Here is a 15403-nt window from a genome sequence, read left to right as displayed (position 1 = left end):
GCGGGGCGCGGCAGTAGCGTCGGCGCTGTCATGCGGGTTCACTCCGCGTCCCCCATCCGCTCGCCGCCGGTTTTCCGCGGCGCGGCCCGGGCACTCGCGAGGCGCCCCCGCCCGGCGGCACGGCTCCCGGGGACCATGGAGGAGGACGATGACCGGACTGTCGGACCGGGTCGACGACGAAGCCGGCCGCGCCGTCTCCCCGCACTCGTTCGGGCGTACGCTGCTGCGCTGGGCGACCACGACCGATCACAAGGTGATCGGCCGCCTGTACATGGTCACGGCGTTCTGCTTCTTCCTCTTCGGCGGTCTGCTGGCGCTCGCGATGCGTGCCGAGCTCACCCGTCCGGGGCTGCAGTTCGTCAGCGAGGAGGGCTACAACCAGCTCTTCACCGTCCATGGCACGGTGATGATGCTGCTGTTCGCCACGCCGATGTTCGCCGGGTTCGCGAACGCCGTGATGCCGCTGCAGATCGGCGCGCCGGACGTGGCGTTCCCCCGGCTGAACGCGCTGTCGTACTGGATGTACCTGTTCGGCGGTCTCATGGTCGTGTCGGGGTTCGTGGTGCCGGGCGGGGCGGCGGCGTTCGGCTGGTTCGCGTACGCGCCGCTGAACAGCTCCTACTACTCCCCCGGCGCGGGCGGTGACCTGTGGACGATGGGGCTGGTGGTGACCGGGGTGTCGACCACGCTGGGCGCGGTCAACTTCATCGCCACCATCATGTGTCTGCGGGCGCCGGGGATGACGATGTTCCGGATGCCGATCTTCACCTGGAACGTGCTGTTCACGTCGATCCTGGTGCTGCCCGCGTTCCCGGTGCTGACGGCGGCGCTGCTGGCGCTGGAGTCGGACCGGAAGTTCGGCTCGCACGTCTTCGACGCGTCGAACGGTGGCGCGATCCTCTGGCAGCACCTGTTCTGGTTCTTCGGGCATCCCGAGGTGTACATCGTGGCGCTGCCGTTCTTCGGGATCATCACGGAGATCATTCCGGTGTTCGCGCGCAAGCCGCTGTTCGGGTATGTGCCGCTGATCGGCGCGACGATCACGATCACGATGCTGTCGGCCGTGGTGTGGGCGCACCACATGTTCGCGACGGGCGCGGTGCTGCTGCCGTTCTTCGCGCTGATGTCGTTCCTGATCGCCGTGCCGACCGGCATCAAGTTCTTCGCGTGGATCGGCACGATGCACAAGGGGTCCCTGTCCTTCGAGACGCCGATGCTGTGGGCGATGGGGTTCCTGATGTCGTTCCTGCTGGGCGGGCTGAGCGGGGTGCTCATCGCGTCGCCTCCGCTGGACTTCCACCTCACCGACTCGTACTTCATCGTGGCGCATCTGCACTACGTGCTGTTCGGCACCGTGGTGTTCGCGATGTTCGCCGGCTTCTACTTCTGGTGGCCCAAGTTCACCGGGCGGATGCTGGACGAGCGGCTGGGCAAGCTGCACTTCTGGCTGCTGTTCCCGGCGTTCCAGCTGACGTTCCTGGTGCAGCACTGGCTCGGCGAGGAGGGCATGCCCCGCCGGTACGCCGACTATCTGCCCTCGGACGGCTTCACGCTGCTGAACACCCTGTCGTCGGTGGGCGCGTTCCTGCTCGGCATCTCCACCCTCCCGTTCCTCTACAACGTGTGGCACACGGCCCGGTACGGCCGGCGCGTCACCGAGGACGACCCGTGGGGCTACGGGCGGGGGCTGGAGTGGGCGACGTCGTGTCCGCCGCCCCGGCACAACTTCGTGGCGCTGCCCCGGGTGCGCTCGGAGGCCCCGGCCTTCGATCTGCACCATCCGGCCATCGAGCAGCGCAGACAGGAGCACTTGCCGCATGCGGACTGAGGCCTTGCTGTTCGGCGGTGTCGCCGTCTTCTTCGGGGGCACGGCGGTGCTCTACGGCGTCTGGGCGCACGCCGATCCGGCCGGTACGGCGGCGCTGATCGTCGCCTGTCTGATGGCCGCGGTGATCTCGTTCTTCTGCGCGATGAACTACCGGCGCAGGGGCCGGCGGCCGCAGGACCGCCCCGAGGCCGAGGTGGCCGACGGCGCCGGGCCGCTGGAGTTCTTCCCGCCGCAGAGCCGCTGGCCGATCGTGACCGCCGCCGGGTTCGCAATCGCCGCGACCGGGGTGGTGTACGGGCTGTGGCTGTTCCTCATCGGCGTCGGCGTACTGGGAGCCGGGGTGTCCGGAATGGTGTTCCAGTACGCCGACCGGGACTCCGGCCGGGAGGGCTGACCGGTGTCCTGGGGGCGCCGGGCCGGAACTTCTCCACCGGCACGTGGTCGCTCTCGTAGCCCCCGGCGACGGACTGACGCACCTCGCCGCTCTCCTCCCCCTCGGTGAGGCGTTCGCGCTCCGCGTCCAGCAGGGCGTGGCACAGGCGCCGGGTGACCATGAAGCCCAGGACCGGGCCCAGGACGAGGGCGACGCGCAGGATCCAGGTGAGGGCGTTCACGGAGATGCGGAACGTCTGGGCGATGATGTCGTTGCCGCCGCCCAGCAGCAGGACGCCGTAGAAGACGATGCCGGCGACACCGAGCCCGGTGCGCACGGGGCGTTCGCGCGGGCGGTCGCAGAGATGGTGCTCCTGTTCCCACTCCCCCGTGATCCGCTGCTCGACGAACGGATACACGTACAGGACGAGGAAGAACAGACCCGGAAGGACGACGGCCGGCAGCAGGACGTTCCACATGAGGGTGTGCCCGGCGAGGTTCGTCTCCCAGGGCGGCACGAGCCGTAGCGCGCCTTCCAGGAAACCGACGTAGAAGTCGGGCTGGGAGCCGGTGGACACGACGTCCGGGCGGTAGGGGCCGTAGACCCAGACCGGGTTGATCTGCGCGAGTCCGGCGAGCAGGGTCAGCACGCCGAAGACCATGAAGGACAGGCCGGCGGAGGCCACCGAGAACTGCGGGACCATCGGCTTGCCCACGGCGTTGGCGTTCGTCCTGCCCGGGCCGCGCCACTGGGTGTGCTTCAGATGGAAGACCAGGATCAGGTGGACGGTGACCAGGGCGATCAGCGCTCCGGGCAGCAGCAGGATGTGCAGGCTGTAGAGCCGGGGCACGATGTCCTGCGCCGGGAATTCGCCGCCGAACGCGAACATGCTCACGTAGGTGCCCACCACCGGGACGGACAGCATGATGCCCTGGGCGATGCGCAGACCCGTGCCGGAGAGCAGGTCGTCGGGGAGCGAGTAGCCGGCGAACCCCTCGGCCAGGGCGAGCACCAGCAGGGTGACGCCGATGACCCAGTTCATCTCCCGGGGCCTGCGGAAGGCGCCGGTGAAGAAGATCCGCAGCAGGTGCACGCCGATCGCGGCGACGAAGACGAGGGCCGCCCAGTGGTGCAGTTGCCGGATGAGCAGTCCGCCGCGCACGTCGAAGCTGATGTGGAGGGTGGAGTCGAAGGCCGCGGACATGCGGATGCCCTGCAGGGGCACGTACGAGCCGTGGTAGACGACCTCGCGCATCTCGGGCTGGAAGAAGAAGGTCAGCCAGACGCCCGTCAGCAGCAGGACGATCAGGCTGTAGAGCGCCAGTTCGCCGAGGAAGAACGACCAGTGGTGGGGGAACGCCTTGCGCAGCAGCCCGCCGCCCCCGTCGTACACCGGCAGCCGCGCATCGGTCGCGTCCACGGCCCTCCGGACCGCACCGCCGCGCTCACCGTCCACGGACCGCCTCCCTCCGGACCTGCGTTCAGGCCATGCCCAGTGCTGTGACCGGAAAGGTCCGCGCGAGCCGGTGGACCCTTCCGGTCACAGCACTAGCCGTCGGCCCGGCAGGCGAGTACCCCTGCCGCGCGAAACACTCGCCCGACACGGCCGCGCCACCCGATCGGCCGAGCGCGGAGGCCGGCGACGACCGGTCCACACGGAACGCGCGGAGCGGGGCCATTGGTACAGTCGGCGACGATCCGCCGCACGCGAGGAGACCGGGCACCATGGCCGTCGACGAGCTCGACACCCGCATCCTGCGGCTGCTGCTCGAACAGCCGCGGACCAGCGTGCGGGAGTACGCCCGGGTCCTCGGCGTCGCGCGCGGCACCCTCCAGGCCCGGCTGGACCGGCTGGAGCGGGACGGCGTGATCACCGGAACCGGCCCCGCCCTCTCCCCCGCCGCGCTGGGCCACCCGGTGCTCGCGTTCGTGCACATCGAGGTCACCCAGGGCCATCTCGACGACGTGGGCGACGCGCTGGCCGCCGTACCGGAGATCGTCGAGGCCTTCTCCATCACCGGCGGCGGGGATCTGCTCACCCGGGTCGTGGCGCGTGACAACGCCCATCTGGAGGACGTGATCCAGAAGCTGATCAGCCTCCCGGGCGTGGTCCGCACCCGCACCGAGGTCGCGCTGCGGGAGCGGGTGCCGCACCGGCTGCTGCCGCTGGTGGAGTCGATCGGCCGCGCGGCCGCGAAGTAGCGCCTCGTCCGCAACTTTCCGTCCTGTCAGGACCGTTGACGCCGCTCCGTCCCCCACCTAACGTCTGGTCGACCATCCGCACATCGTTCGGGATACCGAACATTCCCCCACGTGGACCGGAGGAGCAGCACATGGCACCGCCCCTCACCAGACGGACCCTTCTCCAGAGCGCGATCCTCGCCGCCGCCGTCCCCGGAGCCGGTGCCGCGGCGGCGCCCGCGGCCTCGGCGGCCACGCTGCCGCCGCCGGCTTCCTGGACGCTCCGGCCTTTCCCCCTGAAGGACGTCGCCCTCGGCCCCGGAATCTTCGCCGCGAAACGGCAGCTGATGCTCGACCACGCCCGCGGCTACGACGTGAACCGGCTGCTGCAGGTCTTCCGCGCCAACGCCGGCCTCTCCACCCTCGGCGCGGTCGCCCCCGGCGGCTGGGAGGGCCTCGACGGCGAGGCGAACGGCAATCTGCGCGGCCACTACACCGGCCACTTCCTGACGATGCTCTCCCAGGCGCACGCGAGCACCGGCGACCAGGCCTTCACGGACAGGATCCGCACCATGGTCGGCGCGCTGACCGAGGTGCGCGAGGCGCTGCGGCACGATCCGGCCGTGCTGAGCGTCCCGGGGCGGTTCGGTACGGCCGTGGAGCACGTCCGGGGCTCCTACCGGTACGTCGACCTGCCCTCAGCCGCCCTCGGCGGCGCCGGCGCGGTCACCCTCGCCGCCTGGGTGAAACCCACCCACGACGGGAACTGGGCGCGCGTCTTCGACTTCGGCGACGACACTACCCGGTACCTGTATCTGGCGGCACGCAACGCGAGCGGGGTGCCCCGGTTCGCGATCACGACCACCGGCGCGGGCGGCGAACAGGGGCTCAACGGCACCGCGGCGCTGCCCCTGGACCGGTGGAGTCATCTGGCGGTGACCATCGCGGACGGCACGGGCACGCTCTACGTCAACGGCACGGATGTCGCCCGGAACACCGGCATGTCCCTCACCCCGGCCGCCCTCGGCACCCTCGCCCACCACTGGCTCGGCCGGTCCCACTACGCCTCCGACCCCGTCTTCGCGGGCGCCTTCGGCGGGTTCGACGTGTGGTCGCGCGCCCTGGGCGCCGACGAGATCGCCGGCCTGCAGAGCGCGCGGGGGACCGGCGACCTCGTCTCCTACGCCTTCGACGAGACCTCCGGGTCCGTCTTCGCCGACGCCTCCGGTCGCGGTCTGACCGCGACCCTGCGCCGCACCTGGGGCGGGCCCAGCCACCCCGGATTCCTCGCGGCCTACCCGGAGACGCAGTTCATCCAGCTGGAGTCGATGACCGGCGGCGACTACACGAAGGTGTGGGCGCCGTACTACACCGCGCACAAGATCCTCCGCGGCCTGCTGGACGCCTACCTCGCCACCGACGACGACCGGGCCCTGGACCTGGCGTCCGGCATGGGCGACTGGATGTACTCCCGGCTGTCGAAACTGCCCGCCGCCACCCTGCAGCGGATGTGGGGGATCTTCTCCAGCGGCGAGTTCGGCGGGATCGTCGAGGCGATCTGCGATCTCCACGCCATCGGCGGCAAGCCCGAACACCTCGCGCTGGCCCGCCTGTTCGACCTGGACAAGCTCATCGACGCCTGCGCCGCGAACACCGACATCCTGGACGGGCTGCACGCCAACCAGCACATCCCGATCTTCACCGGTTATCTGCGGCTGTACGACGCGACGGGCGAGGAGCGCTACCTCACGGCCGCCCGGAACTTCTGGGACATGGTCGTGCCGCACCGCATGTACGGCATCGGCGGCACCAGCACGGCCGAGTTCTGGAGGGCGCGGGACGTCATCGCGGGGACGATCAGCGAGACGACCGCCGAGACGTGCTGCGCGTACAACATGCTGAAGCTGAGCCGGACGCTGTTCTTCCACGAGCAGGACCCGGCCTACATGGACTACTACGAGCGGGCCCTGTACAACCAGGTCCTCGGCTCCAAGCAGGACACCGCCGACGCGGAGAAGCCGCTGGTCACCTACTTCATCGGGCTCACCCCCGGCCATGTGCGCGACTACACGCCCAAGCAGGGCACGACCTGCTGCGAGGGCACCGGCATGGAGAGCGCCACCAAGTACCAGGACTCGGTGTACTTCAAGGCCGCAGACGGCGGTTCGCTGTACGTCAACCTCTACAGTCCGTCCGCGCTGACCTGGTCCGAGAAGGGCGTCACCGTCACGCAGACCACCGGCTTCCCCAGCGAGCAGGGCACCACCCTGACGGTTCAGGGGCGGACCTCGGCTTTCGCGCTGCGGTTGCGGGTGCCTGCCTGGGCGACCGCCGGGTTCCGGGTGACGGTCAACGGGCGGCGGGTCGACGGGACGCCCATGCCAGGGAGTTACTTCACTGTGGCGCGGACCTGGCGGGACGGTGACGTCGTCCGGGTGGCGATGCCGTTCCGGCTGCGGGTGGAGAAGGCCCTCGACGACCCCTCCCTGCAGACGCTGTTCCACGGTCCGGTCAATCTCGTCGCCCGCCACCCCTCCACCACGTACCTGGAGTTCGGGCTGTACCGGAACGCGGCCCTGTCCGGCGATCTGCTGCCCTCCCTCGCGCCGGTGAGCGGAAAGCCGCTGCACTTCACGCTCGACGGCACCGAGTTCGCGCCCTTCTTCGAAGGGACCGAGGATCCTACGCACGCGTATGTGCGCAGGGCCGAACCCCGGGTGGTGTTCGGGAACAGCGACTCGGGGGTGGCCAACCCGGCGAAGGCGGACGGGACGACGCTGCTCGACGAGGTGTGGGCGGGGGCACCGTTCGCGTCCAAGGGAGCACTGGTCACGCGCGTACGGACCGTGGTGGACGCATGGGTGGCCGCCGGGCTGCTCGCGAGGGCCGACGGGGAGAAGGTGGTGAGTACGGCACGGGGGGCGACTTTTGTGCCCTAGGAGCGGCGGCGGGGCTTGCCGCCGCCGGTTCCGCGCCGGCCGCCGCTTTTCGCACCGCCGCCGCTCTTCGCGCCCCCGGCTCTGCCCCCGGTGCTCTTGCGGGGCGCGCCGCCGGACTGCGTCTTGGTACGCGGCTGCCGCTCCTTCGCGGGTGCCTGCGGGGCGCGGCCGCGGGTGCTGTTGACCGTGCGGCCGCGGACGATGCCGATGAAGTCCTCGACCAGGTCGGTGGTCGCCTCCTCGGGCCAGGACAGGGCGACACCGGACTCGGGGGCGTCCACGACCGTGCGGTAGGTGAGGTCGCGGCGGTGGTGGAGGCGGGCCAGGGACTGCGGGACGACCAGGACGCCGATGTTCGCGGCGACCAGTTCGATCGCGTCCGCCGTGGTCGGGGGGCGCTCGAAGGCGGGCTCGCCGGGCGGCTGCTCCCAGCCGAGGACGTCGTCGAGGGGGTGCAGCACCACCTCGTCGGCGAGGTCGTCCAGGGTGATCTCCTCGGCCGCGGTGATCACATGGTCCTTGGGGACCACGACGACGGTCGTCTCGGTGTAGAGGGGGATCGCGCTGAACACCGTACGGTCGACCGGGAGGCGGACGAAGGCCGCGTCCGCGGCGCCGGTGCGCAGGACGTCGGAGGCCTCGGCGGGCGTCACCTGGAGGAGGGTGAGAGGGGTGTCGGGCAGGCGCTCCTCCCAGATCCGCACCCATTTGGCGGGCGTCACTCCGGGGACGTACGCGAGCCGGAACGAGGGGGTCTCCGCCGAGTCGGTCATCCCGCCAGGTTACCGGCTGTGGTCGGAGGTCTCGTCGGCGGCCGATACCCTGGACCGCATGAAGTCGCAGCAGACCACCCAGACGATGAAGCCCGCCACCGCGGCTAAGAAGCTGGGTGTGTACCTCCCCGCCACGCCCGCCGAGTTCCAGGAGGGTGTCGTCTCGCGCGCCGAGCTGAACGAGCTCCAGGCGAACCCGCCCGAGTGGCTGCGGAAGCTGCGCGAGACCGGCCCGCACCCCCGTCCGGTGGTCGCGGCCAAGCTGGGCGTGTCGATCGCCGGCCTGGCCAGGGGCGGGGTGACGGAGGCGCTGACCACCGAGGAGATCCAGGCACTCAAGGACGCCAAGCCCGCCTGGCTGGAGAAGGAGCGCGCCACGCAGGCCGAGGTCCGCAAGGAGACGGCCCGCCTCAGGAAGCGGGACGCCGAGCGGGCGGCCGCCGAGGACTGATCACCCCGGTCGTCGGGTCGGCGCCAGGATGCCGAGGGCGTTGGCACAGACGACCGCCGCGATCGCCGACCGGCCGCCCGGGCCGAGGTCCTGGTCAGCGCGATCCGGCCGACCAGTGCCGCGAGCACCGGGTGACGCTCATGAACGGGCCGAACGCGGCGGGGGCACATGCCGCAGGGTGAACTGATCGACCGGCGTACGGGGACGGCCACGCCCGAGCTTTGACCGCCGGAGGCCCGGCCCGCCACGAAGGAGACGCACGACGTCGACGACTGGCTGACGGTGATCGCCGCCGGACGCAGCATCGGTATGACCGCCGAGTCGACCGCCGAGCCGTGATGGAGCTGCTCACCGGGCGGTAGCGCGCGCGATGACGACCCGGGAGTCGCCCGCGGGCAGTCGGTTTGACTACGATCGGGGCAGGTTCACCGACGTGGGTGTTTCGAGGTTGCTGGGGGTTGGGATGGTTGCTGGTCGTGTGGTGCGCTTCGACAGCCAGCGAGGCTATGGGTTCATCGCGCCCGACGACGGCGGGGAGGATGTCTTCCTGCACGTCAACGACATGCTGATGCCGGAGTCGCAGGTGCGGCGCGGCGTCGTCGTGGAGTTCGAGATCGAGGACGGCGAGCGCGGCCCGAAGGCGTCCGGGGTACGGCTCGCGCGGGGCGCGGACGGCAAGCCGCTCGCGGCGGACGACGAGCTGTGCGACGTGCTCAGCACCGAGGAGTTCGTCCGGGACGTCACCGAGGCACTGCTGAGCGCGGCGCCCTCGCTCACCGGAGAGCAGATCGTCCAGGTGCGGGGAGGGCTGGCGCAGTTCGCGAAGAACCACGGCTGGGTCGAGGGCTGAGCGCCCCGAAACCGCCGACGGGGCCCCGGCCGTTCCTCGGCCGGGGCCCCGTTGTCAGTGGCCTGCCCTACAGTTCCCGTCACTTGATCACTGCGGGTGCGGGAGGCGCGCATGGGGTGGGTGTCGGCCGGCGACTACGAGGTCGCCCTCGACGACGGCAAGGTGGTGTGCCGCAACACGGCGGGGCGGGTGCTGAAGTCGGTGCCGCCCAAGATCGCCGATGATCCGGTGGTGGTGGGGCTGCGTCAGCTCGTCGAATGGCTGGAGCGGCATGAACGGCAGTGCCTGGCCGACGTGGAGCGGTGGATGGTGCGTTCGCTGCCGGTGCCGTTCGCGGTCGTCGCACGCGTGTGGCCCGACCCGGCCTGGCGGGCCGCCCTGCGCGACCTCGTCGTCACCGGTGCCGACGGCGAGGTGGCCGGATTCCTGCGGGACGCCGACCGCGAGCGCGGCCTCGGCCTGGTCGATCTCGACGGCGACACCGTGCGCATCACCCCCGATCTGGTCCGCCTGCCGCACCCGGTGCTCCTCGACGAACTGGAGGAGCTGCGGGAGTTCGCCGTCGAGCTCGGTGTCGAGCAGCGCGCCCAGCAGCTCTTCCGCGAGGTCTGGCACAAGCCCGCCGCGCTCGACGCCGAGGGCACCTCGGTCGAGGAGTACGCGGGCGGGGCGTTCAAGCAGCAGCGGTTCCTGCACGGCCGGGTGACCCAGCTCGGCTACCGCGTGCGCGGTGGCAACGCGGTCCACTCCGTCCTGGAGGACGGCCACGCCGTCGAGGCCCGGGTGTGGGTGGGCGACTACGAGGGCTACGAGGAGTCCGAGACCGGTCCGCTGGTGTTCACGGATCCCGCGGGCCGGGTGCTGAAGCTCGGACAGGTGGGGCCGGTGGCCTGGTCGGAGGGCATGCGGATGGCGGCCGCGCTGTACGCGGGACGCGACATCGAGGACGAGGAGCGCGCGGCATGACGACCTACGACGAGGCCACCGCGGGCGCGCTCCTGGACGCGGGCGCGGTCCTGCCCCCGGGCAGCACGGGCCGCGAGGACGCCGACACGCTCACCGTCCGTACGTACACCCATCCCGCGCTGGACGACCGGCACATCGTCCGGCTGGTGCCGGGCACCCTCGGCGAGGCCGAGGACCTCGCGCTGGACTTCCTGGGTCTGGTGCGGGACGCGGAGGTCCCCGAGGTGGGGCAGGTGCGCCGGGAGACCCTCGGCTTCCCGGCCTGGGCGCTGGTCAACGACCCGGCGAACGGCCACCACGCGCTGGCGCTGGTCAAGGACGTCGAACGGCTCGGGCGGCAGGCAAAGTCCCGCCCCGGCGCCGCCAAGGACGGCTTCGAGGAGCTCGGCACCCGGCTCGGCCGGGCCGTGCCGCACTTCCTGCCGACGTTCTACGAGCAGGCCGCGCGGGTCTTCCTCCAGCAGGAGAACACCACCTACGCCGCCGCCTTCTTCGGCAAGGCCCGGGAAGCCGAGCGGGTGCACGCGCTGAAGGTGGACGAGGAGCGGCAGCGTGCCGTGTTCCTGGAGTTCGCGTTCGCGGGCGCGCTGACCGTCAAGGCGCTCAAGGAGCACGTCAAGGCGCTCGCCGCGCGGCTCAGCCCGGCCGAGGCCTGGGCGCAGTTCCGGCAGCTGACGGTGGAGCGCTGCGCGGCCGGCATGCCGCCGTACGCGTCGCTGCCGCAGGACGCGCGCGGGCTGATCAAGGCGGCGAAGCTGGACCGGGTCACCGAGGAGTGCCGGCTGGTCGCCGACCTGCTCGCCTCGCCCGCGGCGGTCCGGGCTCCCGCCTCCTTCTGGAACTCCTACCGGGCGACGCTGGTCGTGCTCGCCGAGCGGGAGCCGCAGGTGCGGGGCAGGCTGCTGGAGATCATGCCGGCCGGTCTCGGCCGGTCCGTCGAGGACGACGCGTTCTGGCTGGAGCTGCTGGCGGAGTGCGGGGCGGATCTGCTGCTCACCGGCGAGGCCGGTGCGGCGGCGGACGAGGTCGACGCGGCGGACTGGCTCACCCGCTGGGCGCTGCACCGCAAGCACGGCGGCAACAGCTGCGAGCGTTCTCCGGCCACCCTCGCGCTCGTGGAGCGGATGGCGCCCCGGCTGCGTGACCGGGGCCGCCCGGTCGACCTCGTGACGGGCCGCTGGCACGCCGGTGCCGACCTCGATCTGCTGGACCTGTGCGTGGCGGAGGGCGTCCCGCTGACGCCGGCCGGCGACGGTGACGTCGTCCACCTGGGCCTGCACCGCTGGCTGTCCGGGGACCGGCCCGGCCGCCGCGACCTGACCGCGACCGCGGCGGACCAGCGTTACCGGCGGCTGCTGTACGGCGAGATCAGCACCGTGGGCGGTCACCGCCCCGACCCCGAGGTGCTGGAGGCACTGGCGGCCCACCCCGTCCTCCGTGACGTGCTGCGCGAGTGGCTGGAGGACGCGGCCGGGGAGCTGACCGCCGCCGTCGGCCTGCCCGCGGCCCGCACGGCGCTGGAGCGGCTGCGGCCCTTCCGTGCCGTGGCCGCCCGGGTCGCCCCGGCCGCCGTGGCCCAGGTCGCCGCGCACGAGGCCGCCCCGCTGCTCGGGCACACCCTGCGCGCCGGCCTCCTGGACGAACTGGGCTGGCCCGCGCTCGAGGAGGCGGTGCGCCGGATCCACGCCGAGACCAAGGTCCAGCGCGACCACGACACCACGATGACCGTCCAGGAGGCCTGGCCGGCGCTGATCCTCTCCCGCGGCCACAAGGTGTTCGTCGTCGGCCCCGAGGAGATCCTGCTGGAGCACGACCTGCGCCTGCCCGTCGATCCCGACCGCTGGCACCGGCCGTCGTTCCGCTACGCGGACGGCGAGCTGCTGGTGATGTGGCGTCAGGACGGCAAGCAGTTCGGCTACTGGTCCGCCCGCCCGGCCGACGTGTTCCCGGTGGGCGGTGAGCAGATCCCCCACTACTGGTACGGCGCCGGTGACGCGGGCGAACCCTCGATCCCGCTGCGCGGCGGCGGCCGGGCCACCGGCGGACGCACCCTGCACGCCGGCGACACCGTCCTGCCGCCCCGCCGCAGCATCCTCGGCGACGGCACCTCGTACTGGCGTCAGGGCAGGCAGGGCCGACAGCAGGTGTGGCTGGAGTACGACCCGGCCACCGGCGAGCATGGGCGTGCCTCGTTGCCCGCGTTCCTGCGGAGCGGCATCCGGGAGGACGCCACCCTGCTGCAGCAGCACTGCGAGGTGCTGCCGCTCCAACCCGGGCTGGAGCAGAGCCCGTTCGGCACCGACGGCACGGTCCTGGGCCGTTGGGTGCGCACGGAGGGCGAGGGCGCGCAGGCCCGCACGGTCGCCGGCACCCCGGACGGCCGGACCGTCGCCCTGCCGGAGGCCGGTGCCAACGCCCCGGGCGTTCCGCTCGGCGCGCTGCGGCTGCCCGGGGGTGCCGAGCCCGTGGTGGTCCGCGCCCACCGGCAGATCGCCCTGTACACGGCGGGCGACACGTCCGCCGCCGGGGAGCTGGGCCGGGTCACGCCGATGGAGCGCGGCGGTGAGTTCGCCCACGGCACCCGGTTCGTGCCGCCGGTCGAGTTCTGGCACGCGCTGCGTCCGCGTGACGAGCGGGCGTCGGCCGTGTTGCGCGCGCTGACCGACGAGCAGGCGGCCGAGCTGCTGCACGCCGGAGACCGGGCGCTGGCCGAGCGGCAGGAGAAGCTGGCGGCGGCCGGGGCGGTCGACGGGACCTCTGCCGCCAAGGCCGTGGTCCCGACGGCCGACGAGGTGCTGAGCCAGGTCGTGTCCGACGCGCTGCCCGCCCTGGGCGACCCCCGGCTCGCCGTCGGAGTGGGCCAGTTGGTGCGCGCGATGCTGCGGCACGCCGAGCTGACCGCCGCGTATGTGGCGCCTCCGGCGGAGCGGCCGAGGAAGGAGACCGCGCGCACCGAAGGCATGTTCTTCGACTACAGCCCCGAGTACGGCGACGACACGACGCTGCGCGAGGCCGTGACCGGTTTCGCGGGGCTGCACGGCTGGTGGGGCGGCGCCCCGAGCTGGAGCACGCTGCGGCAGATCCGCGCCGTGAACCATGTGCTGTCCGGCGGGCCCGCCGACGGCAAGCCCCTCGCCGAGGCCATGCGGCTCACGGGCACCGCCGAGGGGTGGCGCAGCGACGAGTTCACCGTCCCCGGGGGCGGCGCGGTGTGGACGTCCGTGCTGGACGTGCTGCGCCCGCTCGCCTACCGGGCCGCCTCGTCGACGGTGACCGAGACGCACCGTCAGGCCCTGCTCCTGCTGTTCGAGGCGATCACGGACGGGCCGCTGGCCGCTCCCGGAGGCGCCCTGCGCGAGATCGTGCTGAGCGAGCCGCACGACAAGCAGGAGCGTGTCGGTCAGGTGCTGCGCCGGGACGGCCGTACCGTCGTGGTGCTCGCCTGCAGGAGCGTCGACCACCAGCACGACCTCGTGAACTGGCTCGCCCTGGACCACGATCCGACCGGGGCCTTCGGCGCGGTGGCGCACTTCACCCTGGAGCGGGAGACCGCGCACCCCGCGGCCTTCCCCGCCGACGCCCTCGGGGCCGTCACCAGGCTCGTCCGGGACAAGGGCCCGGCGCCCTGGCAGCCGGAGGCGCCCACCGCCCTCGCCGCCGCCACGCGCGACGGGCTGGGGCCCGTGCAGGCGGCCCTGCTGCTGGCCGGCCTTCCGGCGCAGCTCACCGACGAGGTGATCGCCGCCACCGGCCTGAAGCCCCGTCAGAAGACCGTCGGTGAAGGCCTGCTGAGCTCGGTGGGGGGCGAGGACCGGGTGGCGCTGGTCGGCGCGCTGCTGCCGCGCGAGACCGGAGACCTGTGGACGGCGGGCCCGGACACGGAGGCGGCGGGCCGGGTGTGGGCCGAGCGGTTCGACGGAGTCGTCCGGCTGCCGGAGGACCTCGCCGGAGAGCTCGCCCTGGACGGCCTGCCCACCGGGTCCGTCGACGAGGTGCTCAACCCGGGGCGGACCCCCTGGATCAGCCGCACCACGGTCCAGCGGCCCGACAAGGACGGCGACCTCGTCGCGGAGGACCCGCAGGCGCTGCCCGGCCGGTACGACCTGACGCGCGCCGTGGCCGCCCTGGCCGGGCTCGCCTACTCCCTGCCATACGGGCACACGCTGCGGGCCGCGCTGCCGGGGAGTCTCGCCGCGCTGCGCCGCCGTGTCGCCGACCCGGGGCTGCTGGTCGACCTGGACGTCGCGTGGACGGCGAAGGCCGATCCGACCGCCGTCGAACTGCGCAAGGCCTACGGGCTGCCCGCCACCGGCGGCGCCGACGCGCACGGTCTGACACCCGTGGGCGAGGCACTGGTGCTGCGCCCCTGGTACGGCGACCAGGAGACCGTCCTGGTCCGGCCGGGCGCGCTCCACGGCCCCGAGGACCCGGTGTTCGGGCTTCTCGAGGGGCTCGTCGGGCTCGGCCGGGGGCAGGGCATGTGGGCCCTGCGGACGATCCTCGACGAGGACCTCGCCCGCGCTCTCGCCGCCGGCATCGGTTCCGAAGGACCCCTGGGATACGCGCAGGACCCGACCGTCGGCGTGCCCGCCCTGGTCGCCGAGGTCGCCGAGAAGCACGGCCTCGGTGCCGACGCGGCGGCGCTCTATCTGATGCTGCTCGCCCTGCCCGACCCCACGGACCGCAACTGCGCCCGCTGGACCGGCTGGAAGCCCGCCCGGATGAAGAAGGCCCGCGCCGAACTCGCGGCGACCGACCTGGTCGTCGAGGCGAAGCGGCCACGTGCCGGACGCACCCTCTTCCTGCCGTGCGGCTGGCTGGACCTGAAGTCGCCCGCGCTGCCGGTGGAGCTCTGGAAGCGGGGTCTCTACCCGGTCCACGGCTACGGCCGGGCCGTCCCGCTGGTGCCGGTGCCCGAGCTGTTCACCCGGGCGTGGGACCGGGTCCGCGCAGGTGACGCCCCGGCGTACGAGCAGCTCACCACCCGCGCCACCCGCAAGGGCCGCCGCCGATGACCACCGTCCCGCCCCGCCTGGAAGAAC

10 protein-coding genes and 1 pseudogene are annotated in these 15403 nt (G+C 72.5%); 9 read left to right on the top strand and 2 right to left on the bottom strand.

The annotated features are described in order from the left end of the window. The first annotated feature begins 148 nt into the window (after positions 1–148). A complete protein-coding gene (ctaD, locus tag ACIBVL_RS20365; RefSeq protein ID WP_399098601.1) occupies positions 149–1828 on the top strand; it encodes a cytochrome c oxidase subunit I in 1680 nt (559 codons plus the stop codon). After that, positions 1818–2222 (top strand): cytochrome c oxidase subunit 4, encoded by a 405-nt coding sequence (locus tag ACIBVL_RS20360; protein WP_399098600.1) that lies wholly within the window; start codon positions 1818–1820, stop codon positions 2220–2222. Before ctaD ends, ACIBVL_RS20360 begins: the two co-directional genes overlap by 11 nt. On the opposite strand, the gene ACIBVL_RS20355 is transcribed toward ACIBVL_RS20360, so the two are convergent. Next, positions 2140–3657, bottom strand: a complete 1518-nt coding sequence (locus ACIBVL_RS20355; RefSeq protein WP_399098599.1) for a cytochrome bc complex cytochrome b subunit — start codon at positions 3655–3657, stop codon at positions 2140–2142. The genes ACIBVL_RS20360 and ACIBVL_RS20355 overlap by 83 nt on opposite strands. A gap of 269 nt (positions 3658–3926) precedes the next feature. Between ACIBVL_RS20355 and ACIBVL_RS20350 the strand changes: the two genes are divergently transcribed. Both ACIBVL_RS20350 and ACIBVL_RS20345 read left to right on the top strand, forming a co-directional pair. Next, positions 3927–4403 carry an Lrp/AsnC family transcriptional regulator gene (locus tag ACIBVL_RS20350; RefSeq protein WP_399098598.1) on the top strand — a complete coding sequence of 159 codons (477 nt, stop codon included), beginning with the start codon at positions 3927–3929 and terminating at the stop codon, positions 4401–4403. Between the two features lie 131 nt (positions 4404–4534). Continuing rightward, entirely contained in the window at positions 4535–7321 is a 2787-nt protein-coding gene (locus tag ACIBVL_RS20345) for a beta-L-arabinofuranosidase domain-containing protein (protein WP_399098597.1), read from the top strand. Here ACIBVL_RS20345 and ACIBVL_RS20340 read toward each other — a convergent pair. Further along, entirely contained in the window at positions 7318–8094 is a 777-nt protein-coding gene (locus ACIBVL_RS20340) for a LysR family substrate-binding domain-containing protein (protein WP_399098596.1), read from the bottom strand. The genes ACIBVL_RS20345 and ACIBVL_RS20340 overlap by 4 nt on opposite strands. A gap of 58 nt (positions 8095–8152) precedes the next feature. Here ACIBVL_RS20340 and ACIBVL_RS20335 point away from each other — a divergent pair, with 58 nt between their 5' ends. From ACIBVL_RS20335 to ACIBVL_RS20315, 5 genes and pseudogenes are all read left to right on the top strand, one after another. Next, on the top strand, positions 8153–8545 hold the full coding sequence (locus ACIBVL_RS20335; RefSeq protein WP_399098595.1) for a DUF5997 family protein: 393 nt from the start codon (positions 8153–8155) through the stop codon (positions 8543–8545). 183 nt (positions 8546–8728) lie between these two features. Continuing rightward, positions 8729–8875 (top strand): annotated as a pseudogene (locus ACIBVL_RS20330) (LysR family transcriptional regulator); the annotation flags it as partial. 133 nt (positions 8876–9008) lie between these two features. Then, on the top strand, positions 9009–9395 hold the full coding sequence (locus tag ACIBVL_RS20325; RefSeq protein ID WP_399098594.1) for a cold-shock protein: 387 nt from the start codon (positions 9009–9011) through the stop codon (positions 9393–9395). 111 nt (positions 9396–9506) lie between these two features. Beyond that, positions 9507–10361 (top strand): DUF4132 domain-containing protein, encoded by an 855-nt coding sequence (locus ACIBVL_RS20320; RefSeq protein WP_399098593.1) that lies wholly within the window; start codon positions 9507–9509, stop codon positions 10359–10361. Further along, positions 10358–15376: a hypothetical protein gene (locus tag ACIBVL_RS20315; RefSeq protein ID WP_399098592.1), complete on the top strand. Its 5019-nt coding sequence runs from the start codon at positions 10358–10360 to the stop codon at positions 15374–15376. Before ACIBVL_RS20320 ends, ACIBVL_RS20315 begins: the two co-directional genes overlap by 4 nt. Positions 15377–15403 lie beyond the last annotated feature (27 nt).

Origin of the sequence: Streptomyces sp. NPDC049687 (genome assembly GCF_044465285.1) — a bacterium.
GTDB lineage: Bacteria > Actinomycetota > Actinomycetes > Streptomycetales > Streptomycetaceae > Streptomyces.
The sequence above is the reverse complement of the archived record's forward strand: the minus strand, read 5'-3'. Positions and strand labels throughout refer to the sequence as shown.